The 25,066-nt window shown below is 36.4% G+C and carries 23 protein-coding genes and 1 tRNA gene; 8 read left to right on the top strand and 16 right to left on the bottom strand.

The genetic code is table 11. From position 1 onward, the window contains the following. Nucleotides 1–97 precede the first annotated feature (97 nt). Both ACFIMU_RS05330 and ACFIMU_RS05325 read left to right on the top strand, forming a co-directional pair. The gene (locus ACFIMU_RS05330) at nt 98–328 is read left to right on the top strand and encodes a hypothetical protein (protein WP_375696877.1); all 231 of its coding nucleotides are present in this window, start codon (nt 98–100) and stop codon (nt 326–328) included. 148 nt (nt 329–476) lie between these two features. Continuing rightward, nucleotides 477–842: a helix-turn-helix domain-containing protein gene (locus ACFIMU_RS05325; RefSeq protein ID WP_375696876.1), complete on the top strand. Its 366-nt coding sequence runs from the start codon at nt 477–479 to the stop codon at nt 840–842. 88 nt (nt 843–930) lie between these two features. Here the strand turns inward: ACFIMU_RS05325 and ACFIMU_RS05320 are convergent. From ACFIMU_RS05320 to ACFIMU_RS05305, 4 genes are all read right to left on the bottom strand, one after another. After that, nucleotides 931–1,006 (bottom strand) — tRNA-Thr (locus ACFIMU_RS05320). Between the two features lie 196 nt (nt 1,007–1,202). Continuing rightward, on the bottom strand, nt 1,203–2,561 hold the full coding sequence (gene accC / locus ACFIMU_RS05315) for an acetyl-CoA carboxylase biotin carboxylase subunit (protein WP_375606916.1): 1,359 nt from the start codon (nt 2,559–2,561) through the stop codon (nt 1,203–1,205). A gap of 14 nt (nt 2,562–2,575) precedes the next feature. Further along, complete coding sequence (gene accB / locus ACFIMU_RS05310) at nt 2,576–3,076, bottom strand: acetyl-CoA carboxylase biotin carboxyl carrier protein (protein WP_375606915.1); 501 nt, start codon at nt 3,074–3,076, stop codon at nt 2,576–2,578. Between the two features lie 255 nt (nt 3,077–3,331). Next, nucleotides 3,332–4,198, bottom strand: coding sequence for a DsbA family protein (locus ACFIMU_RS05305; RefSeq protein ID WP_375606914.1), 867 nt, complete (start codon nt 4,196–4,198; stop codon nt 3,332–3,334). A 342-nt stretch (nt 4,199–4,540) separates the two neighbouring features. Between ACFIMU_RS05305 and glpD the strand changes: the two genes are divergently transcribed. The 3 genes from glpD (at nt 4,541) to cobT (ending at nt 9,145) form a co-directional block, all read left to right on the top strand. Continuing rightward, entirely contained in the window at nt 4,541–6,070 is a 1,530-nt protein-coding gene (gene glpD / locus ACFIMU_RS05300) for a glycerol-3-phosphate dehydrogenase (protein WP_375606913.1), read from the top strand. Nucleotides 6,071–6,764: 694 nt separating this feature from the next. Beyond that, entirely contained in the window at nt 6,765–7,745 is a 981-nt protein-coding gene (gene dusA / locus ACFIMU_RS05295) for a tRNA dihydrouridine(20/20a) synthase DusA (RefSeq protein ID WP_375696875.1), read from the top strand. A gap of 392 nt (nt 7,746–8,137) precedes the next feature. Beyond that, nucleotides 8,138–9,145: a nicotinate-nucleotide--dimethylbenzimidazole phosphoribosyltransferase gene (gene cobT / locus ACFIMU_RS05290; protein WP_375696874.1), complete on the top strand. Its 1,008-nt coding sequence runs from the start codon at nt 8,138–8,140 to the stop codon at nt 9,143–9,145. 28 nt (nt 9,146–9,173) lie between these two features. Here the strand turns inward: cobT and ACFIMU_RS05285 are convergent, their stop codons facing one another. The 7 genes from ACFIMU_RS05285 to topA all read right to left on the bottom strand — a co-directional run bounded on the left by ACFIMU_RS05285 (nt 9,174) and on the right by topA (nt 17,895). Beyond that, nucleotides 9,174–9,665 carry an Lrp/AsnC family transcriptional regulator gene (locus ACFIMU_RS05285; RefSeq protein WP_375606910.1) on the bottom strand — a complete coding sequence of 164 codons (492 nt, stop codon included), beginning with the start codon at nt 9,663–9,665 and terminating at the stop codon, nt 9,174–9,176. Between the two features lie 21 nt (nt 9,666–9,686). After that, the gene (locus ACFIMU_RS05280) at nt 9,687–10,316 is read right to left on the bottom strand and encodes a uracil-DNA glycosylase family protein (RefSeq protein ID WP_375610386.1); all 630 of its coding nucleotides are present in this window, start codon (nt 10,314–10,316) and stop codon (nt 9,687–9,689) included. A 28-nt stretch (nt 10,317–10,344) separates the two neighbouring features. Continuing rightward, nucleotides 10,345–10,908 (bottom strand): thermonuclease family protein, encoded by a 564-nt coding sequence (locus tag ACFIMU_RS05275; RefSeq protein ID WP_375606908.1) that lies wholly within the window; start codon nt 10,906–10,908, stop codon nt 10,345–10,347. 332 nt (nt 10,909–11,240) lie between these two features. Then, a complete protein-coding gene (gene rpmG, locus ACFIMU_RS05270) occupies nt 11,241–11,408 on the bottom strand; it encodes a 50S ribosomal protein L33 (RefSeq protein ID WP_004864083.1) in 168 nt (55 codons plus the stop codon). Between the two features lie 102 nt (nt 11,409–11,510). Next, nucleotides 11,511–12,683: an MFS transporter gene (locus ACFIMU_RS05265; protein WP_375606907.1), complete on the bottom strand. Its 1,173-nt coding sequence runs from the start codon at nt 12,681–12,683 to the stop codon at nt 11,511–11,513. Nucleotides 12,684–13,041: 358 nt separating this feature from the next. After that, nucleotides 13,042–15,318 (bottom strand): ribonuclease R, encoded by a 2,277-nt coding sequence (gene rnr / locus ACFIMU_RS05260; protein WP_375695735.1) that lies wholly within the window; start codon nt 15,316–15,318, stop codon nt 13,042–13,044. Between the two features lie 3 nt (nt 15,319–15,321). Further along, nucleotides 15,322–17,895, bottom strand: coding sequence for a type I DNA topoisomerase (gene topA / locus ACFIMU_RS05255; protein ID WP_375695736.1), 2,574 nt, complete (start codon nt 17,893–17,895; stop codon nt 15,322–15,324). A gap of 264 nt (nt 17,896–18,159) precedes the next feature. Here topA and ACFIMU_RS05250 point away from each other — a divergent pair, with 264 nt between their 5' ends. Then, complete coding sequence (locus ACFIMU_RS05250; RefSeq protein WP_005773510.1) at nt 18,160–18,366, top strand: hypothetical protein; 207 nt, start codon at nt 18,160–18,162, stop codon at nt 18,364–18,366. Here the strand turns inward: ACFIMU_RS05250 and dprA are convergent. Genes dprA through ACFIMU_RS05230 form a run of 4 tightly spaced genes read right to left on the bottom strand, consistent with a single transcriptional unit; the run spans nt 18,296 to nt 22,392 of the window. Next, nucleotides 18,296–19,528 (bottom strand): DNA-processing protein DprA, encoded by a 1,233-nt coding sequence (dprA, locus tag ACFIMU_RS05245; RefSeq protein ID WP_375608347.1) that lies wholly within the window; start codon nt 19,526–19,528, stop codon nt 18,296–18,298. The genes ACFIMU_RS05250 and dprA overlap by 71 nt on opposite strands. Next, nucleotides 19,485–20,117 (bottom strand): glycerol-3-phosphate 1-O-acyltransferase PlsY, encoded by a 633-nt coding sequence (gene plsY / locus ACFIMU_RS05240; RefSeq protein WP_375614115.1) that lies wholly within the window; start codon nt 20,115–20,117, stop codon nt 19,485–19,487. Before plsY ends, dprA begins: the two co-directional genes overlap by 44 nt. 11 nt (nt 20,118–20,128) lie before the next feature. Next, nucleotides 20,129–21,430 carry a dihydroorotase gene (locus tag ACFIMU_RS05235; RefSeq protein WP_375606902.1) on the bottom strand — a complete coding sequence of 434 codons (1,302 nt, stop codon included), beginning with the start codon at nt 21,428–21,430 and terminating at the stop codon, nt 20,129–20,131. Continuing rightward, nucleotides 21,427–22,392, bottom strand: coding sequence for an aspartate carbamoyltransferase catalytic subunit (locus ACFIMU_RS05230; RefSeq protein ID WP_375608348.1), 966 nt, complete (start codon nt 22,390–22,392; stop codon nt 21,427–21,429). Before ACFIMU_RS05230 ends, ACFIMU_RS05235 begins: the two co-directional genes overlap by 4 nt. A 125-nt stretch (nt 22,393–22,517) precedes the next feature. Between ACFIMU_RS05230 and ACFIMU_RS05225 the strand changes: the two genes are divergently transcribed. Then, the gene (locus ACFIMU_RS05225) at nt 22,518–24,137 is read left to right on the top strand and encodes an acyl-CoA dehydrogenase family protein (RefSeq protein WP_375606900.1); all 1,620 of its coding nucleotides are present in this window, start codon (nt 22,518–22,520) and stop codon (nt 24,135–24,137) included. Here ACFIMU_RS05225 and ruvX read toward each other — a convergent pair. Further along, on the bottom strand, nt 24,122–24,601 hold the full coding sequence (gene ruvX / locus ACFIMU_RS05220; protein WP_375606899.1) for a Holliday junction resolvase RuvX: 480 nt from the start codon (nt 24,599–24,601) through the stop codon (nt 24,122–24,124). The genes ACFIMU_RS05225 and ruvX overlap by 16 nt on opposite strands. Nucleotides 24,602–24,748: 147 nt before the next feature. Between ruvX and gatC the strand changes: the two genes are divergently transcribed. Beyond that, complete coding sequence (gene gatC, locus ACFIMU_RS05215) at nt 24,749–25,036, top strand: Asp-tRNA(Asn)/Glu-tRNA(Gln) amidotransferase subunit GatC (protein ID WP_375606898.1); 288 nt, start codon at nt 24,749–24,751, stop codon at nt 25,034–25,036. Nucleotides 25,037–25,066 lie beyond the last annotated feature (30 nt).

Below are 25,066 nucleotides of genomic sequence, written 5' to 3'. Positions count from 1 at the left end.
TGGTTGCCCATTTATTTGGATAATCAGGATGTTGAGGTCATCAGTTCCAACCTTGCAAGAGATATTTTGAAGCATAACAAGCAGGGAGCCCATTTATGTGGTTGGAAAGATGGTCAAGAAACGAAGCAGCAAAGATAAAGATCTTACAGAAACAGAACAACAGCTTCTTCATGAGATGATAGAGACCTATCAAGGCTTAAAGATGATGTCACGCATCATGAAGTGGATTGCCTTCATTCTCTTTATGTTTGTAATAGATTTTTCCCGTTGCGTGGACGCCATAGAGAATAGCTTCTTACATCTTAAAAGATGGATAACAAAAAGTTAGAACATCTTAGAATAGCGACCCTTTGGACCTCTGGTTTTGCTAAAAAACCACCCCGAAAAGAACTCTTGATTCGTAATAACTGAAGAAAATCATAAAAAGATTTGTTAGAATCAGAAGAAAATATTTCTTCTCTAATAGGACTTTTTATATGGTTACATCTTTTGGTAAAATTTTACGGAAACTTCGCATTGATCACTCCGAACGCCTCTTAGATATGGCTAAGAAATTAGACATATCTGTAGCATTTTTATCTTCTGTCGAGATTGGCAAAAAATCTGTTCCTGTAGGACTGGAGGAAAAGATCATAGAGCTTTATGGTTTAGATAAAGAGAAGGCTTCTCTCTTAAAAAAAGAAGCCTATTCTTGTCGAAAAAGTATCATCATAAAGCCTTCTACTCCGTTGCAACGTGAAACTGTTGTTGCGTTTATGAGACTTTTAGATGGCTTACATCAAGAAGCGTTAGCAGACTTCAAAGAAACATTGTGCGAAGCGTGCTTTATAGAGAAATGTTAAAAATCCTATTCCCTAACTTTTATTTACGCGTCCCTCACTGTAAAAAATATATGGAAAATCAATAAATTATTTTGGATAAAAAAGAGCATGGTGCCCCCAGAGAGACTCGAACTCCCGACCCCCTGATTACAAATCAGGTGCTCTACCAACTGAGCTATAAGGGCGTAACCATGTAGGAGTTAGCACAAACTAACAAAAAGGAAAACAGAAAATTATTAAATTTTATGCATATTAAAAGAAAACTATATAAAAAATAACCAATTTATTTCCTTTTTTCCACTTTTTACAGCAAGGTTGGAACTATCCTTATGTTGATATCTTATAGAATCTTTTATAAGAATGGACCGTTTTGCTATCGAATTACGAATCTGAAGACTTTGATTGATGAGCAAGGTAATTTTCTAGCCAGTGAATATTATAATTACCATCAGCAACATCTTGATTATTAATAAGATCGCGAAAAAGAGGTAGTGTAGTTTTTATCCCATCGACGACAAATTCATCTAAAGCACGCCGTAAACGCATCATACATTCTAAACGGGTACGTCCATGAACAATCAGCTTTCCAATCATGCTATCATAGTAAGGAGGAATACGATAACCTGAATAAGCGCCTGAATCAACACGAATCCCTAAACCTCCAGGTGTATGAAAATGTGTAATGGTTCCAGGTGATGGCGTAAAATTAATGGGATCTTCTGCATTAATACGGCATTCAATGGCATGACCAGAAAAACAGACTTCATCTTGTGTCACTGAAAGTTTACAGCCTGATGCAATATGGATTTGTTCGTGGACTAAATCTATACCTGTAATTGCTTCAGTTACAGGATGCTCGACTTGTAAACGTGTATTCATTTCAATAAAATAAAATTCGCCATTTTCATAAAGAAATTCAATAGTACCCGCTCCACGATATCCAAGTTGGGCACAAGCATTTGCAACAATACTTCCAATTTTTTTCCGTTCAGTTTCATTAAGTGCAGGTGACGTAGCTTCTTCCCATACTTTTTGATGTCGTCGTTGAAGTGAACAATCGCGTTCTCCTAAATGAATAGCATTTCCCGCACCATCACCTATGACTTGAATTTCAATATGACGGGGTTTTTCTAAATATTTTTCTATGTAAACAGCGTCATCACCAAAAGCAGCTTTCGCTTCTGAACGCGTTGTCTTGAGAGCTATAGAAAATTCTTGTTCAGAATGAACGACTTTCATACCACGTCCGCCACCACCGGCAGAAGCTTTTATAATAACCGGATAACCAATTTCACGAGCAGTGCGTAAAGCATCTGATTCTTCAGTGACTGCTCCATCTGAACCTGGAACTACAGGAATACCAAGTTTTTTGGCGGTTTTCTTTGCTTCGATTTTATCGCCCATGATTCGGATATGAGTAGCTGTTGGACCGATGAATGTAATATCATGGGCTTCTAGAACATCTGCAAATTTTGCATTTTCAGAAAGAAAGCCATAACCTGGATGAACAGCATCCGCTCCTGTAATTTCACAAGCAGCAATAATTTGCTGAATACTCAAATAAGAATCGCGAGCAGGAGGAGGGCCAATACAAACACTTTCGTCAGCAAGACGAACATGCATTGCATCTGCATCAGCGGTAGAGTGAACAGCCACGGTTTTTATGCCAAGTTCTTTACATGCACGTAAAACGCGAAGAGCAATTTCTCCTCGATTAGCAATGAGGATTTTTCGAATCATGGTTGCCCCTCGCTTTATTCAACAATAATAAGTGGTTCACCAAATTCAACAGGTTGACCATCTTTGACAAGAACAGTGGTTACCGTACCGGAGCGCGGTGATGAAATTTGATTCATTGTTTTCATGGCTTCAATAATAAGTAATGTCTCCCCTTCAGAAACATTTTGTCCTACTTCTACAAAAGGTTGTGCGCCTGGTGAAGGTGCAAGATAGGCTGTTCCAACCATTGGAGAGGTTATTGTGTTTTTTGATTTATCTTCTTGGATAGAGTGTATAGGAGATTCAGCTGTTGGAACTGGAGAAGATGTTACAGAAAAAGTAGGAGTAGAAACAGGAGCATAGATCGCTTGCTCGGAAGAAGTTGAGGTATTTTGGCGTGAGACACAAATACGAAGCTCCCCTTGTTCAACTTCAATGTTCGTTAAATTTGTATCATTCAAAATTTCAGCAAGATCACGAATAATGTTCGTATCAATTGCGGTATATTTTGCCAAATCCATTTTTTTTGTTGCCATTTTATTTCTAACTCCTTGATCAATGAAGATCGTCATTATTTCGTTTTATGACAGAATATCTCTAGATTAGGGATGATATCTTTTGAAGCTTTAAAGATATTTATTTCCTTTAAATTCATTATATTTTGCAATTTTAAACTCGTATCTGCTTTACGCAAAATTGCATTTATAAGCCTGTTGTCAAAAAAGAGAAAGCATAAAATTACCTCATTTACAGTATTCTTCCTAAAACTAATCAGGTATAGAATAGGGTATTTACTGTGTATTATCTATCGCTTGTTTTAGAATGTCTTGTCTGGCTGCGCCGATGAATATTTTATTACCAATGATATAAGAAGGTGTTCCCGTAATATGAAGTGTAGAGGCAATGTGAATATTTTCTTTAAAAGCTTTTTGCAGATTAGGGTCTTTTATTGCATTACGGAGTTTTTTTTCATCTGCTCCTAATGAAACAGCTATTTTTATAGCTTTAGCTTCATTTGCGCGCCCTTGATGCATTAAAAGCTTTTTATGAAACTGAGGATATTTTTCTGGAAATTGTTTTCGAAATGCGTAAGCAACGGTATGAGCCGCCATAGAATCAGATCCCAAAATCGGTAAATCCTTGATAATAACCCGTAGATCTGGATATTCTTTTATCAAGTCTTCTATATCTGAATAGGCACTTTTACAAAATCTGCAATTGTAATCAAAAAAATCAACAAGTACTTTTTTACCATTTGGATTCCCCAAAACAGCGTCATGAGGAGAGTGAAAAATTTCCTTTTCTAATAAATGAATAATTGAGCTTTGACTTTCGTCTTCATTTTGTTTTTCCAGCTTATCTTGAAGGATAAGCTGCATTTCAATCAAAACTTCTGGATGAGTAAGAAGATACTCTCTAACAATTTGTTGAATATGCTGAGAATCAGTATGCGGTGTCATTTTTTCTTTAAGCTTAGATAAAAAGCTAGAATCTTCTAAAAGTTGTGCTTTAAGTTTTTCTAAGCTTAAATGATTGGTTACTGTCTGCTGTGATGTTGCGTTTGATAAAGAAGGTAAAAAGGTTAAAATACTCAACATAACTGGGACTAAAATTTTTGAAACAAGTGTTATTTTCGAGTTTTCAGGTTGATGAGTCATCTGTATACCTTTACATTTTCTATTGTGTCATTGAGTAAACTATATGAAAAGCGTTCTCTATGTGCAATAAAGCATTTAGCTATAGTATGTATTCTCAAATGGTAAAAAACATTAATTTTTCTCTAAAAAGCTTTCATATGATGTACATTTGCAAAGATTATATTGCCTACAGGATAAAAAATCCTCTCTTTAATTTGTCAAATGTTGTTTTGATGTATAAGGGTATAAAAAGCTTTTTGTGCGTGTTTATTTTAGGAAATAAGTACGTTGATAATACAATGAAGAACACTTGTATTATTTTTTCCTGTTGCTTTATTGAGGACTGAGAAACAAAATTAAATAATGAAAAGTGAAATTATGAAAACCACAACACATTATGAACTGTTTATCATTGGGGGAGGGATAAACGGGTGTGGATTGGCAAGAGATGCAGCTGGACGCGGTTTTAAAGTAGGATTAGCTGAAATGAAAGATCTTGCATCAGGGACTTCAAGTGCATCAACAAAACTTATTCACGGTGGTCTTCGTTATCTTGAACATTATGAGTTCAAACTTGTTCGTGAAGCACTCAAAGAACGCGAGATCATTTTACGTATAGCTCCACATATTGTACGTCCTTTACGTTTTCTTCTTCCTTATCATAAAGAATTGCGTCCTGCTTGGATATTGCGTTTTGGACTTTTTATTTATGATTATTTAGGGAACTGGAATCAGAAATTGTGGCGCAGTAAAACGATTAATTTTTCAAAAAAGTTTTGCTCTACACTGAAAAAAGAATATCAGAGAGGTTTTGAATATTCTGATGCAAGAGTAGATGATGCGCGTTTAGTCATTGCCAATGCTCGTGATGCAGAAAAGTGGGGAGCTGATATAAAAGTACGGACAAAAGTTCTATCTTTAAAAAGAGAAGACAAAAAATGGCGTATCTTTCTTCAAGACAAGTTAAGCGGTAAAGAATATAATGTCACTGCTTCTTATGTTGCGAATATGACAGGACCTTGGATTGATCATGTTTTGGAAAGCGTATTAGACTGTAAAGAACATACGCCAATACGGCTTGTTAGAGGTTCTCATATTTTGGTTCCCAAACTTTATACTCATGATCGTGCTTATATTTTTCAAAATGGTGATGGGCGTATTATATTTGCTATTCCATATCAAGAAGAGTTTACCTTGCTTGGAACAACAGATTGTAATTATCAAGGAGATCCGGCTGACGTTCATATTACTGATAAAGAAATTGATTATATTTGTGCAGCAGCCAGTGAATATTTCATACAACCAGTATTACCTGAAACGATTGTCTGGTCTTACTCTGGAGTTCGTCCACTCTATGATGATGGAGCTTCAAAAGCACAAGAAATTACGCGCGATTATGTTTTAAAAGAAATGGGAACAGGAACGACACCAAAGATACTTAATCTTTATGGTGGAAAGATTACAACTTATCGTAAGTTAGCTGAAGATGCGATGAAATTTGTTGAAAAAGCACTTGGTAAAAAGGGAGCATCATGGACGGCTAAGGCAGTACTTCCAGGGGGAGATTTCCCCTATAACAAATTAGATACAATCGAAAATAGGATTGCTCTTTTAATGCCAGATTTAGATGTTTTTACACATCGCAGGCTTGCACGCTCCTACGGTACAGAAGCATTGCTGATCTTTGCACATGGTAAGGCAAATAAAGGAAAAAATTTTGGACATGGGCTTTATGAAGTAGAAGTAAAATGGTTGATGGAAAAAGAATGGGCTAAAGTATGTGAAGATGTGTTATGGCGTCGTTCAAAACTGGGGCTCCTATTTAATGAACAAGAGGTTGATACTCTTTCTTCCTATATGCAAAGCCAACAAGAGATTGAACAACGTTTATGATCATTTCATTTTACAGATTTTATCTGCAATATTGTAAATATTTTCCTTCAAGAGATACTGATATCAGTTATAGATATTAAAAAGGCAATGGCTGTCTATACCCTGATTTTAGTTTTTTTTGCAAGAATCACAAAATGGCAAAATTAGATAGAATATTTAAGATGAAATTTGTCTATTTTATAAAGTGAAATCTAAGAATATTACCAAAAAGAACTCATTGATAAAAAATGATTTATAATTAGATTCGTATGAAATAAGGTTTTTTCTTCTTTAGGAGAAGATAAAGCTACTTTCTTTAGCGTTTATTTGCACAATGAGTTAAAAAATCTAAAGAAAATTAAATCGATCATGAAAAATTGTATAATGTGTTAGTTTAGCATTTATTATCTTAAACGCTGTACTAAATCATGTAAGGGGAGAGACTTGAAGAGCGTAAGAAGAACTTATAAATGAGTTTTTTATATTATAGTAAAAATCTTCTTTTTTCATGTTTATATACCTGAACACTAATCTATGAGAAATGCGATATTGTGTTTTGGCATGATTGATTGTAGTAAACCTTGATATCAATTGAAAATAATGAGCTGTTATTATACTCATGATAGTATAAGAGAATAAAATTTTCCGTAAACTAAAAGTAAGTATTTTTCTATGTATAAAGAGAGAGCTATAGGGACATGAGAGTAATACCCTCATGATATTTTACAACCTTCCATCGCCTATAAAATTTGCAGTAGCACCAATGTTGGACTGGACAGACCGACATTGCAGGTTTTTTTATCGTCTTTTAACGAAAAAAGCTCTCCTTTATACGGAAATGATGGTAGCAGATGCTGTCATTCATGGTGTTCGTGAACAATTGTTGGCTTTTAGCGACAAAGAACGTCCAGTTGCATTACAATTAGGGGGGGCAGATCCGAAAAAGTTAGCAGAAGCTGCACGAATTGCTGAGGATTTTGGCTATAACGAAATAAATCTCAATGTTGGTTGTCCATCAAATCGTGTTCAAGCAGGTGTCTTTGGAGCTTGTTTGATGCTACATCCAGACATTGTGGCAAATGCTGTGGAAGCGATGAAACGAGTGGTTACGATACCTGTAACTGTCAAATGTCGGATTGGAGTGGATGAACAAGATGAAGAATTAGCATTAGATCTTTTGGCTAATCAGGTTTGGAATGCTGGATGTGATGCGCTCTGGATCCATGCTCGCAAGGCATGGCTACAAGGATTGAGTCCGAAAGAAAATCGCAATATTCCGCCCCTTAATTATGAAAGGGTTTATAAATTAAAACGTAAATATCCTCATAAATTCATTGGGATAAATGGTGGAATTAAATCGATTGATGAGATCAAAGAACACTTAACTTTCTGTGATGCTGTGATGGTTGGTCGCCAAGTTTATCATGATCCAACTTTGTTAAAATATATTGATTTTGAACTCTATGGTGAGTCGCAGAATAGTCTAAGTGAGAGTGATCTTATTGAGGTTATGTGTGATTATGCAGCTCGACATATTGCATCGGGGGGACGGCTTTCTCATGTGACGCGTCACATGATTGGTTTATTTCATGGGCGGGGTGGGGCACGTCGATGGCGGCAAATACTATCAAATGATGCGATAAAACCAAACGCAGATATATGTACTTTAAAAGAAGCTTTTTATGCTCTCATTTAATAACAGTCAGACAATTAACATATATTGAAGTTGAGATCCTTTGCGTTTTGATTTCTTTGCGATAATTTTGATCCCTTTAATTTTATAAGTTTTTGAAAGTTTATAACTTTTATTATGAATAAGAATGTTAGAATTTATATATTAAACGGCATGCTGATTATGCCTATTAAATAAAAAATAGTTTAAGGGTATCACTGTAAAGGTAGTCATAAGATATTAATAACATTTTGAATCTTGCACGTTTGTTATTGGGGTAAAAAATAGAATGTAGAAATTATTGCTTTCATAGTATTTAACATTTTTAAAGCACTGTTAAAAAAACAATAAATTATTCATATCCTGTATATATGACGTGATTTTCATAAACATTGTAGATTTTAAAAGGTATCATTATGATCGCTAGTCCATTTGATGATTTTCGTGCTTTGCTTACAAATTTACCTGTTGCTGATGAGTTTTCTATAATTTTGGCAAAAAAACGGCAAAAAAACTTAACAAAAGAGCAAGGAACATTGGGAAAACTAGGAGATATTGCTGTTTGGTACGCGGGGTGGAGAGGTACAGAAAAACCTATAGTAACGCGACCTTTGGTTGCTATTTTTTCTGGAAACCATGGTATTGTAGAGGAGAATATTACACCATTTCCACAATCTATGACACAAAAAATGGTACAAAATTTTGCATCTGGCGGTGCTGCTATCAACCAAATTTGTATCGCTTATGATCTGGGATTAAAAATTTTTGATTTAGCATTGGAATATCCAACAATGAATATTACCAAGGATGCTGCAATGGACGAGAGAAGTGCAGCTGCTACAATGGCATTTGGAATGGAATCCATTGCTGGTGGAACAGATCTTTTATGTATTGGTGAAATGGGAATTGGAAACACAACAATAGCTTCAGCTTTATGTTTAGCATTGTTTGGTGGAGACGTTGAAGAGTGGACAGGACATGATATGGAATCGGAGGGTGATTTTTATCAGCGTAAAATAGCAGCGGTTAAGGCAGCAGTTTCCTTGCATAAGGAGCATTTAAATGATCCTTTTGAGATAATGCGTCGCTTAGGAGGACGTGAAATTGCTGCTATGGTTGGTGCTATTTTGGCGGCAAGAATGGAAAAGATACCCGTTATTTTAGATGGTTTTGTGGCAACAGCAGCGGCAGCGGTCCTTTATAAAATGCATCCAAAAGCTCTTGATCATACTCTCGTTGGACATGTTTCTTCTGAAAAAGTCCATCGTAAACTTTTACAAAAAATTGGCAAAGAACCACTTCTAGATTTTGGAATGCGTCTTGGTGAAGGAACAGGAGCAGCTATAGCAGCTGGAATTGTCAAAGCTGCTGTTTTAACTCATGCACAAATGGCGGTTTTGGAACAAGAAAGTTTGAACACTTAAAAGATGATGAGACGGATATAAAAAACGCTTAAGAGTTATGTTCATTTACCTTTTCATGTAATTTAATATAATTCAGCGGAAGCTCCGTTGTATATTTAATCTGTTCCATTGCGAAAGAAGATGAGACATCACGGATATCAATTTTAGAAATTAATTTTTTATAAAAAAGATCATAAGCTTCAATATTGGGAACAACAACACGCAATAAATAGTCAATATCTCCACTCATTCGGTAAAATTCAATAACTTCACGGAACTCCTGCACAATTTGTGAAAAACGCTTAAACCATTCATGACTATGTGTATTTGTGCGAATAGACACAAAAACAGTGACGTGTGCGTTTACTTTTTCTGGAGAAAGAACAGCAACACGACGTTGAATGACGCCATCTTCTTCAAGTTTTTGAATCCTACGCCAGCAAGGAGTGGTCGAAAGTCCCACTTTTTTAGCAATATCAGCAACAGAAAGTGTCGCATTTTCTTGCAAAAGATGTAAAATTTTTCGGTCAAGACGATCCATATTTCTTCTCAATATCTTAATTTATAAAAATTTACGCACTAAACGACGCAGATATACAATAAGCTCATCGTTAAACCATGGATTTTTCTGTAACCAAGAAGTATTTCGCCATGACGGATGAGGCAAAGGCATAACATTATAGCCTCGAGGTTGAGGAATGGAAAGAATATTTCTCCAATCACCAACAGTTGCAGAAACGGTTTTATGTTTTAATTCTGTAATGTGCCACTTTTGCGCATAACGACCAATGGCAAGAACAAGCTTTATTTGAGGCATTGCCTGAAATATCTTTTCATGCCATATTTCTCGACATTCACATCTTGGTGGTAAATCAGCTTTATTTTTGTCATAACCTGGAAAACAAAATCCCATAGGAACAATAGCGAAGAGAGATTTATTATAAAATTCTTCTTTTGTAACACCCAGCCAATTACGCAATCTTTCGCCCGAACGATCATTAAAAGGGATAGAAGTTTCATGAACACGCAATCCTGGTGCTTGGCCTGCAATTGCAATCGAAGCAGTATCGGATAAATAAACGACAGGGTTTGGTTCATGAGGAAGAGGAGGAAAATAATGGGGTTGTTGGACGCAAACACGACAGGAATAGATCTCTTTTTCAAGTTTGATAATTGGGCTACATTGTTTCATTAGTAAATAAAATTAAAAAATATTTTTCTTATTCTGTGCGAGGATTTGCTTTGCGCCATTCTTTTGGTCGTTGAAAACTTGATGCCCATATTCCTTTCTTTTTCCTTCTCGCTTCTTGCTCTTCTTTGGGGTATTCATAATAATTTACAGCCCAACCATTCTGTACAAGTGTTGCGTTGATATTGCTAACTTGTTTTGTTTTACATGTTGCAAGAATACGGCGATATTTATCTGTTTTTTGCCAGTGACATATAACAGTTTGATTTTTTAATAATTGTTCTAAATATTTCTTTGCCTCAAGCCCACAAGGGTAGCGTGCTTCCTTTTTTCCACAAAATTGGTGGAGTTCAGGAGCATCAATTCCAGCTAGTCGAATCTTAATTGAAGAAATCATAATGGTATCGCCATCAATGATTAAAGCATTTCCTTTAACAGAGTTTTGAGAAGAAAATTTTTCTTTTTGAGGCAACTGCTGAGTTTTCTTAAAGTAAGTTGACATAATGATAAGAATGCTGGCAGCGACAAAAATACTGAAACCGATAACTTTTAGATTAAAGATTCTTAGATTAAAATGAGAAAAAGATTTTTTCATGAAATAAAGAAACTGCTAACATTACTATAACTCTATTTTAGTATTGTTTATAATTCATCCGAGAAGCTTTATTCATATGACGAAACAATGTCTCGTTTTAATGACAAAATTTTCGTTAGATATCACAATAATCAAATACTCATGCAGAATATATGTAAGCAACTTAAATAATAAATCAACTTAATCCAAATCCGTACAAAACGTACAAAGTTTAAAGTAAACTTTTTAAACTTAAGGAAATAAAAAAACACCCCTCAAAAAATAACTTTGAAGAGCAATACTCCCACATTTCTTTTGGAGTATAAAATCTATCAATTCAATAATAATTTTATTTATTTAATTTTTGTTTCTTTAAATTCAACGTGCTTTTTTACAACTGGATCATATTTACGCTTGCTCATTTTATCTGTCATTGTGCGGCTGTTTTTCTTTGTTACATAGAAAAAACCAGTATCTGCAGTTGATAAAAGCTTGATCTTAATGGTTGCTGCTTTAGCCATAATGTAAATACCCTATTTATACTGAAAAAATATTATTGCTTTCAAAACTTATTTCCGACATCATCAGATTTTCCGGCAACACTACGGATGTTCTCAAAAAAGTCAAGAGCTGATTAATTTTCTCATCAGTTGGATAAATACCAAAATGACATATAAACCGAAAAAAACAGCCATAGCTATTGAAAAACCAAAAGGATTAAAAATATCCATGGATTTTCCAATAAAGGTTGGCCCGATGAGCATACCAATTCCATAGCAAAAAATAAAGGCAGAATTAGCAGCAGCAAGTTCTTGGCCCTTAAGACGTGCTCCTAGATGTGCCAGAGCAATTGTATAAAGGCTAGCTGATACACCACCAAGAAGGAACAGATCAAGCATTAGAACCCATGGATATTGAGTGATCCATGGTACCATAAAAGTTCCCACAAGACCTAGGATAGCACAACTTATTAGTGGATAACGTCGATCTTTGGCATAGTCGCTTATAATGCTGATAGGAATTAAGAGCAAAACATTCCCAAGTGCAAGCGTTGCCATAAAGTGTGCTGCTTCATGCTCATTATAGCCAATGGATAAAGTAAAGGGTGTTATAAGAGTTAATGCGCCCATTTGAATAGCACCGTAAACAAACACTGCCATCATGGCACTTGGAACATAAAAAAGATAACGAAAAAATGGCGTATATTGGCTTTTTTGAAATTCTGGACTTAATTTCCAAGCCGCAAGAATTGGGATAACAGCAAGTATAATAAGGCTATAGCCAACAGCAAAAGGAATAAAGCCTTGTGTTCCCACTTTTGCTAGCAACGTTGGACCTACCGCAAACCCTAATCCTAAAACAATAGCATAAATGGAAAGAACCAAGCTACGTTTTTTAGGGGGAGCACAACTGTTGATCCAAAACTCTGACAGGATAAACATAACTGTCATAGTGAAATGTAATATAAACCTTAAAATGAACCAAACCCATAAGGGGTCGAAAAAATAGAATCCTAAAAAACTTAAAGATCCTATAGCCATCATAAGCAATATTGTTTGAGAAATTCCTAAGCATAAGGCGATTCGAGACGTAAAAATAGCTGCAATAATTGTGGCGATTCCACCAACAGTTCCACTATAGCCGATTGTACTGTTGGAAAGTCCTTTTTCTGCCATAAGAAAAGAGACAAGTTGTGTTCCCATTCCCAATGCTGTTCCAACGGTACCAATGGTTGCAATAGCTGCAATAATGGCACGCAAAGAATTATTTTGAGAGTCAAAAGCTTTTTTTTTCATAAGAATGACTTAAGATACTTTTGTTTATTCGAATAATAAAAAGGTGTGCTGAAATGAAAAAAGCTCAAGCTCTCTTTTGCAGATTTTCTCACCTATTAAGTATAAAAAACCTGCAAGATTTTTATAAAATTACTATATTTATAAAATAAATCACATACCTTTATATACTAAATAAAACATAAAAATAATATAAATACTACATATTATAGGTCTTTTCTTAGCTTTAAGTCATTATTATTTATATGCTTTTAAAGAGAGAAACAAGAGGTTTAATTATTTTTAATAAAGATTTTTAGACTTTAAAATAAAAAATAATACAACGAAAATTATAAAAATGTTTTTTACTTTTTATTTTTAATTAATTTTTTCTTTTCCCATAAAAAGTATATTTTTGTTTTTTTAATTTGTTTTTATGGTAGGATGTCGGTGAAAATTTTATTGGACGAGGTTTTGTTAAGAGCTCAAAGCATAAAGCGCCAGCAAAAGGTTGTACCGTTATAAGTTTTACTTCTACAACATCACTGAGTTGATAGCCTTTATGGCTACGCTGTCCTACAAGAACATGTTGTGCTTCATCAAAATGATAATAATCATTTTTAAGTGTAGAAATATGGACAAAACCATCTGTATTGAGTTTATCAAGTGAGATAAAAAGACCTGCTTTTGTAACTCCGGAAATGCGACCTGTAAAAATACGACCGATTTTATTCGTTAAATAGTGAGCAACAAGCCGATCAATCGTTTCTCTTTCAGCTACCATCGCACGGCGCTCATATAAAGAAATTTGCGTAGCAATTTCTGCAAGATTTTGTTCTTGTGTCTCTGTTAATTGATCATTTCCTAATTTGAGAGCTTTAATGAGTGCTCGATGAATAATGAGATCAGCATAACGACGGATTGGTGATGTAAAATGTGTATAGTTCTGCAAGTTCAAACCAAAATGGCCACTATTTTTAGGGTTGTACTCTGCTTGTGATTGTGAACGCAAAATAACTTGATTGACTAGTTCTTGTTGTTGAGTATGAGCGACCTTTTCTAAAATTCTATTAAGGCGCGCTGAGGTAAGTTCGCTTCCGCGGGAAAGTGGTATCCCCAAACTTTGAAGAAAGCTCCGAAGTATTTCTTGCTTGGCAAGAGAAGGTTTCTCATGAATACGGTAGATGAGGGGCTGATGATGTTCTTTTAAGGTTTCAGAAGCTGCAATATTTGCTTGTATCATAAACTCTTCAATCAAACGATGTGCTTCTAATTGTGTTTCACTCACAACATCTTTTATGCATCCATTTTGATCAAGAATAATCTTTTTTTCTGCAATTTCTAATTCTAGTGGTTGTCGAAGATTTCGCGCAGCTTTAAGGCATGCATAGGCTTCCCATAAGGGGTGCAAAATGCTCTCAAAAAGAGGGGCTATTTTTTCATTTATATTACCTTCAATTGCCAATTGTACTTCTTGATAAGAAAGTTTGGCTCTTACCCGCATCATAATACGATGAAAACTATGTTTTCGTTTATTACCGTTTGCATCAAAAATCATACGAACTGCTAAAGCTGGCCGTTCTTTTCCTTCACGTAGAGAACATAAATCATGAGAAAGGCGTTCAGGCAGCATTGGCACAACAGTATCGGGAAAATAAACAGAATTTCCGCGTTTCAATGCTTCTTTATCTAAAGCACTTCCTGTTTTGATATAGTAAGAAACATCTGCGATGGCTACAATAATAATCCAACCATCATTGTTTGCTGGATCCTTATCCTTGGTTGCATAAACTGCATCATCATGGTCTTTTGCATCTGGTGGATCAATTGTAATAAAGGGTAATTGTCGCCAATCTTCACGATTATCCATATTGGCAGCTTTGATATGTTTGGCTTGCTCAAGAACACTTTCAGGAAAAATATAAGGAATTCCTTTCGAAAGAAGCGCTATCATTGAGAGTGTTTTCTCACTCTTAATGTGCCCTAAAACATTCTTTATTTTTGCGCTCTTTAATCCGTAACCAGTATTTTTTTTTATTTCGACTTCAACGAGATCACCCGTTTCAATCTTCATTTCTGGAGACATTTCAACAATAAGTTCATTGGTTTTGCGGTCTATAGGATCAAGGCGCAATTGATTATTTTCCAATTTTCGTACAATAGCAAATGCGCTTTTGGGAGATACATCAATTTTACGAATAATTCGTCCCGTATAAGGATGGCTTGAGCTTTCAGAATTTTTATTTCGAAAAACTTTTACAAGAATATGATCTCCAACACCAATATTACTTCCTTTTATGTGATGAAAAGAGTGTATTTCAATATTGGGCTTTGGAGAATCTTCCCATTCAAGAGGTTGTGCAATAAAACTTCCATCTTTATCACGTCCGCTAATTTTTACTAAAGTAACAGGAGGTAATTTTCCTTTGTTTATTGCTCTTTTGCGGTGTTTAGATATAAGATTTTGATCCTTCAACTCACGTAACATATCTCTAAGCAAAATACGAGAATCACCTTTTAAGTTAAAAGCTTTGGCGATTTCTCGTTTACTTGAGTGGTTAGGATTCTTAATTATAAAGGAAAGGATTGCTTCCTTATTGGGAAAAGTTTTCCCCTTGAATGAAGAGAGATATTTTATGTTTTTTTCACCTTTAGCCAAAATTTATATCTCTTTTATTTTTGCTTTTGTTTTAGAAGAAGCTCTTTTTGAAGTTGTTTTTTTACTCGATGCTTTAGCCGATATAAGTTCTAGTGCCTCTGGAAGTGTTACACTAATGGGATCTTTATCTTTTGGCAATGTTGCATTAATTTTACCCCAATTGACATAAGGACCATAACGCCCGTTGCGCACGGTAATGGTTCCTCCTTCGGGATGCTCTCCTAATGTTGCCAATGCTTCAGGTGTTGTTCTGCTTTGCCTGGTTTTGTTTTCTTGTTGTTCTGCTAATACTGTAACAGCGCGATTGATACCAATATCAAAAACTTCATCTGCATGAAGAAGGCGCGCAGATTTTCCGTTATGGCTAAGATAGGGACCATATCGTCCAATCGTAGCCGTGATTGTTTTTCCGGTTTCAGGATGAATGCCAATTTCACGGGGAAGGGATAGTAAAGCCAAGGCTTTATCAAGGGTTACATTTTCTGCCTGCCATTCTTTTGGTAGTCCTGCACGCTTAACTTCTTTGCTTTCACCAAGTTGAATATAGGGACCAAAGCGGCCATTACGAAGAGAAATCTCTTTTCCTGTTTCAGGATCAATACCAAGTATAACAGGTTCATCATTGCGTATAGCTTCATTCTCTTCTCCAGTATCTGTACCAAGTTGGCGTGTGTATTTACATTCGGGATAATTGGAACAGCCAACAAAAGCACCATAACGCCCAAGTTTTAATGATAATTGACCATTTTTACAAAGAGGACAGGAACGTACATCACTTCCATCTTCGCGTTCAGGAAAAGCGAGAGGTGCTAATGTTACATTTAAAGCATCAAGAACATTAGTTATACGGAGTTCTTGGATATTGATAATAGATGCATTAAATCCATCCCAAAAATCTCGCAATACGTCTTTCCAAGAAAGTTTGCCATCAGAGATAAGATCCAGCTTTTCTTCAAGATCTGCTGTGAAACCATATTCTACATAGCGATTAAAAAAATTTTCAAGAAAGGCTGTAACAATACGTCCCTTAGCATCGGGAATAAGCTTTCGTTTATCAATGACAATATATCCACGGTCACACAATGTCGCCAATGTGGATGCATAAGTTGAAGGACGACCAATTCCTAACTCCTCAAGCTTTTTAATTAATGAAGCTTCAGAATAACGAGAAGGGGGCTCTGTGGTATGTTGTATAGATTCAACTTTTTCTTTTGTCAGTGCTTCACCAGTGTTTATTTGTGGTAAACGTGTTGATTCATTTTCTTCATTATTTTCTTCGTCTCGTTGATCCGTGTAGACGGAAATAAAGCCATCAAAGCGAATAACAGATCCTGTTGCTCGTAGATTTGCATGGTTTTCTCCTTGTAGTGCTTCAATTTCAACAGTTGTACGTTCAATTTCAGCAGAGCGCATTTGGCTGGCAATAGCACGCTTCCATATTAGCTCATAGAGCTTTGCTTGATCGCTATCGAGAAAATTACGGACTTGACTAGGATTGCGTTGAAAATCTGTTGGACGGATCGCTTCGTGTGCTTCCTGTGCATTTTTTGCCTTTGTTGAATAAAAACGTGGCTTTTCAGGAATATAGTCTTTTCCGAAAGTTTCATGAATAACTTTTCTTGCTGAATCAATAGCCTCAGGTGCTATTTGCACACCATCGGTACGCATATAAGTAATAAGCCCTGCCGTTTCACCGTTAATTTCAATGCCTTCATAAAGCTTTTGGGCAATTTGCATAGTGCGAGAAGCTGAAAATCCTAATTTTGAAGAAGCTGCTTGTTGTAGTGTGGAGGTTGTAAATGGAGGAAAAGGATTTCTCTTTGTAGGTTTTGCTTCAACACTGAGTGTATGGTATTGGGCTTGCTCCAACATAAAGCGAATTTGGTCTGCTTGTTCTTGAGATTGAATATCAAGCTTGCCTATTTTTCTTTGATTAAACATTGTCAATCTTGCTTGGAAACCATCATTTCGGATGGTTTTTAACTGTGTTGTAATGGACCAGTAATCTTCTTTGATAAAATGTTCTATTTCTGATTCACGATCACAAATAATACGCAAAGCAACCGATTGAACGCGTCCTGCTGAACGCGCACCAGGAAGTTTACGCCATAAAACAGGTGAAAGTGTAAAACCAACGAGATAATCAAGAGCACGACGCGCAAGATAAGCATCTACAAGCGATGTATCAATATCACGTGGATTGTTCATAGCATCAAGCACAGACTTTTTGGTGATGGCATTGAAGACAACTCTTTTAATAGGTTTATCTTTTAAAACTTTTTTTTGACGGAGAACATCCAGAATATGCCATGAAATAGCTTCCCCTTCACGATCAGGGTCTGTTGCTAATATAAGGCTATCGGCTTCTTTAACGGCTTTTGCTATTTCATTTAAACGTTTAGCGGCAGCAGAATCTATATCCCATTTCATAGAAAAATCTTGATCCGGTAAAACAGAACCATCTTTTGCAGGCAAATCACGAACATGTCCAAATGATGCGACAACTTTGTATTGAGACCCAAGATATTTATTAATTGTTTTTGCTTTTGCTGGAGATTCAACGATAACGATATTCATAATTTTATCCAAATATTGAAATAAAAATTTTTTTATAAACGCCTTTCACGCGAATAGCTAATGCCAATTGCTTAAGAGCACATAAAAAAATATTAGCCATATAAAAAACATGAATATTGTACAACTTATGATTGTCATTATTAGAGTACACCCTATATAGAATTACACGATTTATTTTCCACTGTTATTACAAAAACATACGGCGAAATACTAAGATAACGTCTATTGAGAGGTAGGAGGGGAAATGCTCAAGGATAGAGGATTATGTTTATAAATCATTTAAAAGTTATCCAATATATTACAGACATGTCAAAGCAAATGAATCAGATGGCGCGTCAGGCGCACAGTCCGCTTTTAGCATTGCTTTTGGATATGGTTGCCAAAGAAGGGCAAAGCATTATTAATAGTGCTGAGGCTCTTGGGGAAGATCAAGATTCGACAATGACACACAACCACCAGAGTGTCGAATAAGCTTTCCAGCAAGGTCGAGTTCTACCAACAAGAGGTAGAGAGCTGGGAGTGAAACACCTGAGTGGATACTGAGTGTGTCTAAATCGATTGGCGTTGTTGAAAGAGCGGAGAGAACTGCTGCGCGTGCTGCATCATCATCTGCTAAAGAGAGGCTGTTGTTTTTTTTATCTGCTAAATTAAAATTCTCCTTTTCAAGTTGTAAAGAGGATGGTTCCTCAAAAAAATTGAGTTGGGAATTTGGAAGCGGTGAAATTAATGGCGTAAGTGTTTCTATGATGTCAGAAGGATGTGTGGTGAGTAGAGCTCCGTCTTTGATAAGATTGTTGGTACCAACAGATCTTGGATCAAGTGGAGAACCGGGAATGGCAAAAATTAACCGTCCCATTTCAGCTGCTTGACGTGCGGTAATTAAGGACCCTGAGCGCAGAGCTGCCTCTACAACCAAGAGACCAAGTGACAAAGCTGCAATAATACGGTTTCTTCTTGGAAAATCGATAGCACGCGGCTGCCAAGAAATGGGCATTTCGCTGATGATGGCTCCACCGTTGGCAATAATATCTTCATGCAACTTTTTATTTTCAGGAGGATAGATATGATCAATTCCTCCAGCCATGACTGCAACAGTTCCTGTTTTTAAACTTGCTTGATGCGCAACACTATCAATTCCACGAGCAAGCCCAGAAATTGTTACAAAGTCTGCTTCTCCGAGAAAACGCGCAAATTGAGCCGTAAGCTTTTTTCCCGCAGCTGAAGCATTTCGAGAACCTATAATTCCAATAGAAGTTTTTTGAAAAATTGCAACATTACCTTTGATAGCAATAAGCGGCGGAGGGGCTTCTGTAACCTTAAGAAAAGCTGGATAATCTGGTTCTCCTATACCGATAAACCGGACATCTAATCTTTCAGCTTCTTGCATTTCTTTTTCTGCATCTTCTAAGCTTGCTATTTTAATAGATACAGAACCACCACCTTTTCTACTAAGCTCTGACAGCGCTGCCAGAGCATTTTCTGCTGTTTTATAATGATCAATGAGATTGCGAAAACTAACAGCTCCAATATTTTCACTGCGCAATAACCGTAACCAGCTTAGACGTTGACGATCAGTAAGCAGGATTCCTTTATTTATCTCCGTTTTTCGTACCAATCTTATTTTCTTCCCCAATTAATAATCTACCGATATTTGCATAATGTTTTATGAAAACAAATATGCTCATCATAATCAGCATACAACAGAAATAAGAAGCGGAAAAATAAAAAACAAATACCGGTGTGATCGTAACAGCAATAAGCGCAGATAATGAAGAATAACGCATGAGAAGAAAAATCGCACTCCATACAATAATAAAAATAATTGCTGCAGGCCAATAGATTCCTAAGCACACCCCTAGATAGGTAGCAACACCTTTGCCGCCTTTAAATTTAAGCCATACGGGGAAAAGATGTCCTAAGAAAACAAAAAAGCCTGCTAGAGAAATAAGAATACTATTGTCTAGCGGATCACTAAAAAATTTTGTAACGAAAACAACGATAGTTCCTTTTAACATATCACAAAGAAGTGTTAGAGCAGCAAGCTTTTTATTTCCTGTTCGTAAAACATTTGTTGCTCCAATATTGCCGGAACCGATTGTTCTTATATCATCAATTTTGAACAATTTCGTAAAAAGAAGCCCAAATGGAATCGAGCCAATGAGATAAGATATGAGGAAAATAAACCATGGAGTGAACTGAAAAAATATTTCTGCTTCATTCATTAAGAATCTCATTAAGTTTGTTGATCAAGTTTAAAAACGTTTTTCCCTTTCACAAAAGTCTGGAGCACGCGTCCTTGAAAACGTGCATTCTCAAAAGGGGTATTTTTTGAATGTGAATAGAGCTTCTCTTTTGAAACAACCCATGGTTCTTCAAGATCAACCACAATAAGGTCTGCATGAGTACCTTTTTTGAGTGTTCCTGCATTGAGTCCAAAGAGCTTTGCAGGCGCCGTTGACAAAAGTTCCGTTATCCGTAGAAGAGATAAGCTCTCATCATGATAGAGGCGTAAAGCTGCGCTCAATAAGGTCTCCATACCAATAGCGCCAACTGCCGCGTCATTAAATGGTAAATGTTTTTTGTCGATACTCTGAGGATCATGAGAAGAGACAACAACATCTATAGTCCCATCCTTTATTGCTTCAATCATTGCTATACGGTCTTCTTCTGTACGCAATGGGGGCATTAAGCGAAAAGAGGTGCGATATTCACCAATGTCATTTTCATTGAAAGATAAATGATTAATAGATACACCCGCTGAAATTTTCTCACTGCGTTTTTTACCTAAACGAAGTGCATCAGCAGAGAGTGCTGTCGATATTTGAGCAGCATGATAGCGTGTTTGCGTTAATACTGCTAATCGCAGATCTCTTTCAAGTGGGATAACTTCTGCTTCGCGTGGGATGCCAGAAAGACCAAGCCAACTGGCAAGCAGTCCTTCATTCATCACACCTTGCCCTGTAAGATCTTTATCTTGCGTTTCATGCATCAATGGAACATCAAAATCGCGTGCATAACTCATTGCCCGTCGCATAACAGATGAATTTTGAAGTGTTTTTTTTCCTTCACTAAAAGCAACAGCCCCTGCATCCTTGAGCAAACCAAATTCAGTTATTTCTTGTCCGTTGAAACCTTGTGTGATGGCAGCAACAGGATAAATATTGACCGATGACATTTCCTGTGCTGTATGCGTAATAAATTTAATCAGAGCAATATTATCAATGACTGGGTGCGTGTCTGGCATCATCAAAAAGGAAGTAATACCACCTGCTGCGGCCGCTTGACTTGCTGATGCAATTGTTTCACAATGTTCATTCCCTAATTCTCCAACAAAAACGCGCGCATCAACAAGTCCAGGGAGAATTGCTTTGTTTTGTGCGTTAATAACTTCTGCTTCTTCAGGAAATCCTTGATTCAGAGCTTCTTTTCCAGCGGCTATAATTCGTCCATTTTCAATAATAACTGTACCAATTTCATCGATTGCGCGCGAAGGATCAATAATACGAGCATTTTGAAAAACAACTGGTTTTATCATTTTTTTTCTCCACTGATCTTTGCGCGTGAATCTAATAGAGCCTCCATGACAGCCATACGCACTGCAATTCCCATTTCTACTTGTGTATGAATCATACTTTGTGGTCCATCTGCTATATCGGATGCAATCTCCACACCACGGTTTATTGGTCCAGGGTGCAGAATAATAGAATCATTTTTGGCATAGGCTAAATTTTCTTTATGTAAGCCAAAATAATGGAAATATTCACGCGTAGAAGGAATAAAAGATCCTGTCATCCGTTCATGCTGTAAGCGCAACATCATGATAACGTCAGCATTTTTAAGACCTTCTTTCATCGTGTTAAAAACCTCAACACTCATATGAGCGATTTCTGCGGGTAAGAGTGTTGAAGGAGCAACAGCACGAACACGAGCACCCAAAGCATTGAGACACAGGATATTGGAACGGGCAACACGTGAGTGTAAGATATCTCCGCAAATCGCAACAGTTAATCCTTCAATACGACCTTTTGTCCTTTTAATGGTTAGAGCATCTAATAAAGCTTGGGTTGGATGTTCATGAGCACCATCACCTGCATTAATAACACAACAATCAACTTTTTGTGCTAATAAAGCTGCCGCTCCTGCACTGTTATGGCGAAAAACCAGTATATCTGGCTTCATCGCATTGAGAGTTATAGCTGTATCAAGTAATGTTTCTCCTTTTTTTACAGATGAGTTGCCGATCGCAAGACTCATCACGTGTGCACCTAGCCTTTTACCCGCTAATTCAAAAGAAGATTGTGTTCGCGTAGAGGCTTCAAAAAAGAGATTAATTTGAGTCCGTCCATGCAAAGTAGATTTTATTTTATCAATTTTGTTAGAAAGGATAACATTTGCTTCTGCACGATCAAGCAATGTATTAAGATCTTGTACACTTAGATCTTTAATAGCTAAAAGATGTTGATGAGGGAAAAGTGGAAAAAAATTATCTTGCATCATAGCATTCTTCTTTATCTCTCTCTAAACAGGTTAAACAAGCATTTGTTTGAATATGATAAATGTTTCTTAACTCTAAAAAGACAAATAGTCTATGATATGAATGATTTGAATGTAGGAATATACCTATGAGTGCTGTATCTGCGCAAAATACTCGTCGAAAAAATACATTTCTTAGCGATACGCTTATGTTTCGTATTGCTTCTACTTTGCCTAAGTTTTTGTTAGCAAGTTTTGAAGAAATAGGGGATTTTGCCGCGAGTCGAGAAGCATGGAAACTTTCTTGCTTAGCGAATCATTATAAGCCTTTACTATGCTATAATGATGAATGGGGGCAACCAACAGAAAGATTAGAGATCCATTCTTCCTATCAAGCTCTTCAACAATATTCTAGACAAGCAGGTTTGGTTACCTCGCTTTGGGAAAATACGAGCTCAGAAAATGGAGTACGCTATCAAGCGCGTGCGATTCGTTTAGCTTTATCTGCTGGTTTAGAAACAGGACATTTGAATGAAGTTATCATAACGAGTGCAGCTATTGCTGTTTTAATTAGTGATATTGAGCTCTTCAAAAAATGGCAACATGTCCTTTTATCACGCCAATATGATTCCTCATCAAAGCCTATTCATCATAAAAAGGCTGCTTCTCTAACTTGTGCATTTGACGATATTGAAAAATACGCTTTCAATTTTCCAAGTGTTAAGAAAATTTCTTTCGATGAAAGTATGGAACGTGATCTATATCGTTTAAATGTTGTAAAAACCAACGTTATTAATCCTACCGCTGACGGATATCTTGTTAGTGCAGATTTAGATGGTCATTTAAGTTGTTTTTTTATTCCACGCATACAAGAAAATGGCGCATTAAATGGATCTATATCGATTCGTCATTTAATTCAGCGTTCTGGAGAACTTTTAACACCAGAGGGGGTTGTCGACTTCCAAGGCAGTTATGGCTGGCTTTTGGGAAATGCTGGAGAAGGGCTTAAAGTTATTAAAGATATCGAGACGATGATGCGTTTCGATCAATCTGTCATATCGGCAGGTGTTTTACGAGCGGCTCTTCAATTTGGTATGGATTTTTTCCGGAAAAAAATGCCCAATCAGCCTTTACCTCCACTGACAGAACGTATTTTTGCAGATATTGCATTAGATATAGCTGCCTCACAAGCATTGGTTTTGCGTTTAGCAAGAGCATTTGACAATGCAGCAAATGACCGTTCTGAAGCAGCTTTTGCTCGCATTATGACACCTATTATTGCTTATCATGTAAGTCAATTGGTTGTGCCTATTATTGGTGAAATTATTGCACAACTTGGTATTGAAAGTTTTATAGAGAATAATCCATTATCACAAATGTTGCATAATGGGCCTGCGCGAATTGTGAGAAATAGTTCTGCTAATCAATTGGTAAAGGATGCCATCCTTATTGGTGAAAAAGCACCGGGATTGTTTCAGAAATTGTTGGAAAAAATTGCTCTTGATATTGGACCAGCGGGACCCCGAGCAATTGAAATTATTAAATCAGCAGGTGATATGGCATCAGCAAATGAAGGTGCAGGAAGATTTTTTGTTGAACAAGTAGCTTATGCAGCAGCAGCAGCAGCATTACGTTCTACGGACATAGAACATGTTGCGAATGCCTATATGGAAAGCCGCCTTGGGGGACAATGGAGATCTTCTTACGGGATGCTCATTGCCCGATATAATGCAGGGCATTTGCTCAATGTCCTCTATCCTTCCATATGATGAAAGTTTTGAATTCTATTGAGAGCACCTTGCAATATAAAAGCGGCGGCTGCCGAATCAATACGGCTTACTCTTTTAGCGCGCGATACATTCATTTCTAAAAGAGACCGTTCTGCAGCAATTGTTGATAAACGTTCGTCCCAAAAAACAAATGGAATTTTTGTATAAGCTTTCATATTGCTCACAAAAGCTCTGGTTGCTTGAACACGAGAGCCACTGCTTCCATTCATGTTAAGAGGTAAGCCAATGATAATAACACCTACATTTTCACGGTCAAAAATTTTAATAAGTGTGTAAGCATCTTCTGTAAATTTTTTTCGCTGTAATACAGGACGCGGATTTGAGACAATCAACCCCCTATCAGAAATCGCAATTCCGATCGTTTTTGTCCCTAAATCTAAGCCTGCTATCGTTTGTCTAGGCAAAAGATGTGTTATAACTTCATCTATATTAATAACAGTCATAAAGGTATAATACGTTTTTTAATGTTTCAGATCTATAGTTATATTCTTTATTCATGTTATCTAATATTCTTGCACTTACAAGTGCAGCCTTGTATAGCCAGAATAAAGATCAATAAATAAACAAAAAAGCAGAAAGGCGTAAAGAGTATGTCTGTTGATCAAGAGACAGTCAAGCGGATAGCACATTTAGCAAGGATTGCTCTCCACGATGATGAGATAGAACCTGTGACAAAAAAATTCAATGCTATTTTAGGTTTTGTAGAGCAATTGAATGAAGTTGATGTCAGTGGAGTTGAGCCATTAACTTCTGTGATGCCGATGACTCTACGAATGCGTGAAGATAGTGTTACAGATGGCGATAAAGCAGCAGATATTGTAGCCAATGCCCCTGTTACAGAAGAAAATTTTTTTCTTGTCTCAAAAATTGTTGAGTAACTTTTTATATTTTTGAAATTTGAGAACCAA

This window comes from Bartonella sp. AC70YNML, from assembly GCF_042196545.1.
Lineage (GTDB): Bacteria > Pseudomonadota > Alphaproteobacteria > Rhizobiales > Rhizobiaceae > Bartonella.
The sequence above is the reverse complement of the archived record's forward strand: the minus strand, read 5'-3'. Positions and strand labels throughout refer to the sequence as shown.

What these genes read in the sequence shown, in the direction of transcription:
- ACFIMU_RS05325 (WP_375696876.1), top strand. Translation starts at nt 477, where the DNA reads ATGGTTACATCTTTTGGTAAAATTTTACGGAAACTTCGCATTGATCAC.
- accC (WP_375606916.1), bottom strand. Translation starts at nt 2,561, where the DNA reads ATGATTCGAAAAATCCTCATTGCTAATCGAGGAGAAATTGCTCTTCGC.
- accB (WP_375606915.1), bottom strand. Translation starts at nt 3,076, where the DNA reads ATGGCAACAAAAAAAATGGATTTGGCAAAATATACCGCAATTGATACG.
- ACFIMU_RS05305 (WP_375606914.1), bottom strand. Translation starts at nt 4,198, where the DNA reads ATGACTCATCAACCTGAAAACTCGAAAATAACACTTGTTTCAAAAATT.
- glpD (WP_375606913.1), top strand. Translation starts at nt 4,541, where the DNA reads ATGAAAAGTGAAATTATGAAAACCACAACACATTATGAACTGTTTATC.
- dusA (WP_375696875.1), top strand. Translation starts at nt 6,765, where the DNA reads ATGATATTTTACAACCTTCCATCGCCTATAAAATTTGCAGTAGCACCA.
- cobT (WP_375696874.1), top strand. Translation starts at nt 8,138, where the DNA reads ATGATCGCTAGTCCATTTGATGATTTTCGTGCTTTGCTTACAAATTTA.
- ACFIMU_RS05285 (WP_375606910.1), bottom strand. Translation starts at nt 9,665, where the DNA reads ATGGATCGTCTTGACCGAAAAATTTTACATCTTTTGCAAGAAAATGCG.
- ACFIMU_RS05280 (WP_375610386.1), bottom strand. Translation starts at nt 10,316, where the DNA reads ATGAAACAATGTAGCCCAATTATCAAACTTGAAAAAGAGATCTATTCC.
- ACFIMU_RS05275 (WP_375606908.1), bottom strand. Translation starts at nt 10,908, where the DNA reads ATGAAAAAATCTTTTTCTCATTTTAATCTAAGAATCTTTAATCTAAAA.
- rpmG (WP_004864083.1), bottom strand. Translation starts at nt 11,408, where the DNA reads ATGGCTAAAGCAGCAACCATTAAGATCAAGCTTTTATCAACTGCAGAT.
- ACFIMU_RS05265 (WP_375606907.1), bottom strand. Translation starts at nt 12,683, where the DNA reads ATGAAAAAAAAAGCTTTTGACTCTCAAAATAATTCTTTGCGTGCCATT.
- topA (WP_375695736.1), bottom strand. Translation starts at nt 17,895, where the DNA reads ATGAATATCGTTATCGTTGAATCTCCAGCAAAAGCAAAAACAATTAAT.
- ACFIMU_RS05250 (WP_005773510.1), top strand. Translation starts at nt 18,160, where the DNA reads ATGTTTATAAATCATTTAAAAGTTATCCAATATATTACAGACATGTCA.
- plsY (WP_375614115.1), bottom strand. Translation starts at nt 20,117, where the DNA reads ATGAATGAAGCAGAAATATTTTTTCAGTTCACTCCATGGTTTATTTTC.
- ACFIMU_RS05235 (WP_375606902.1), bottom strand. Translation starts at nt 21,430, where the DNA reads ATGATAAAACCAGTTGTTTTTCAAAATGCTCGTATTATTGATCCTTCG.
- ACFIMU_RS05230 (WP_375608348.1), bottom strand. Translation starts at nt 22,392, where the DNA reads ATGATGCAAGATAATTTTTTTCCACTTTTCCCTCATCAACATCTTTTA.
- ACFIMU_RS05225 (WP_375606900.1), top strand. Translation starts at nt 22,518, where the DNA reads ATGAGTGCTGTATCTGCGCAAAATACTCGTCGAAAAAATACATTTCTT.
- ruvX (WP_375606899.1), bottom strand. Translation starts at nt 24,601, where the DNA reads ATGACTGTTATTAATATAGATGAAGTTATAACACATCTTTTGCCTAGA.
- gatC (WP_375606898.1), top strand. Translation starts at nt 24,749, where the DNA reads ATGTCTGTTGATCAAGAGACAGTCAAGCGGATAGCACATTTAGCAAGG.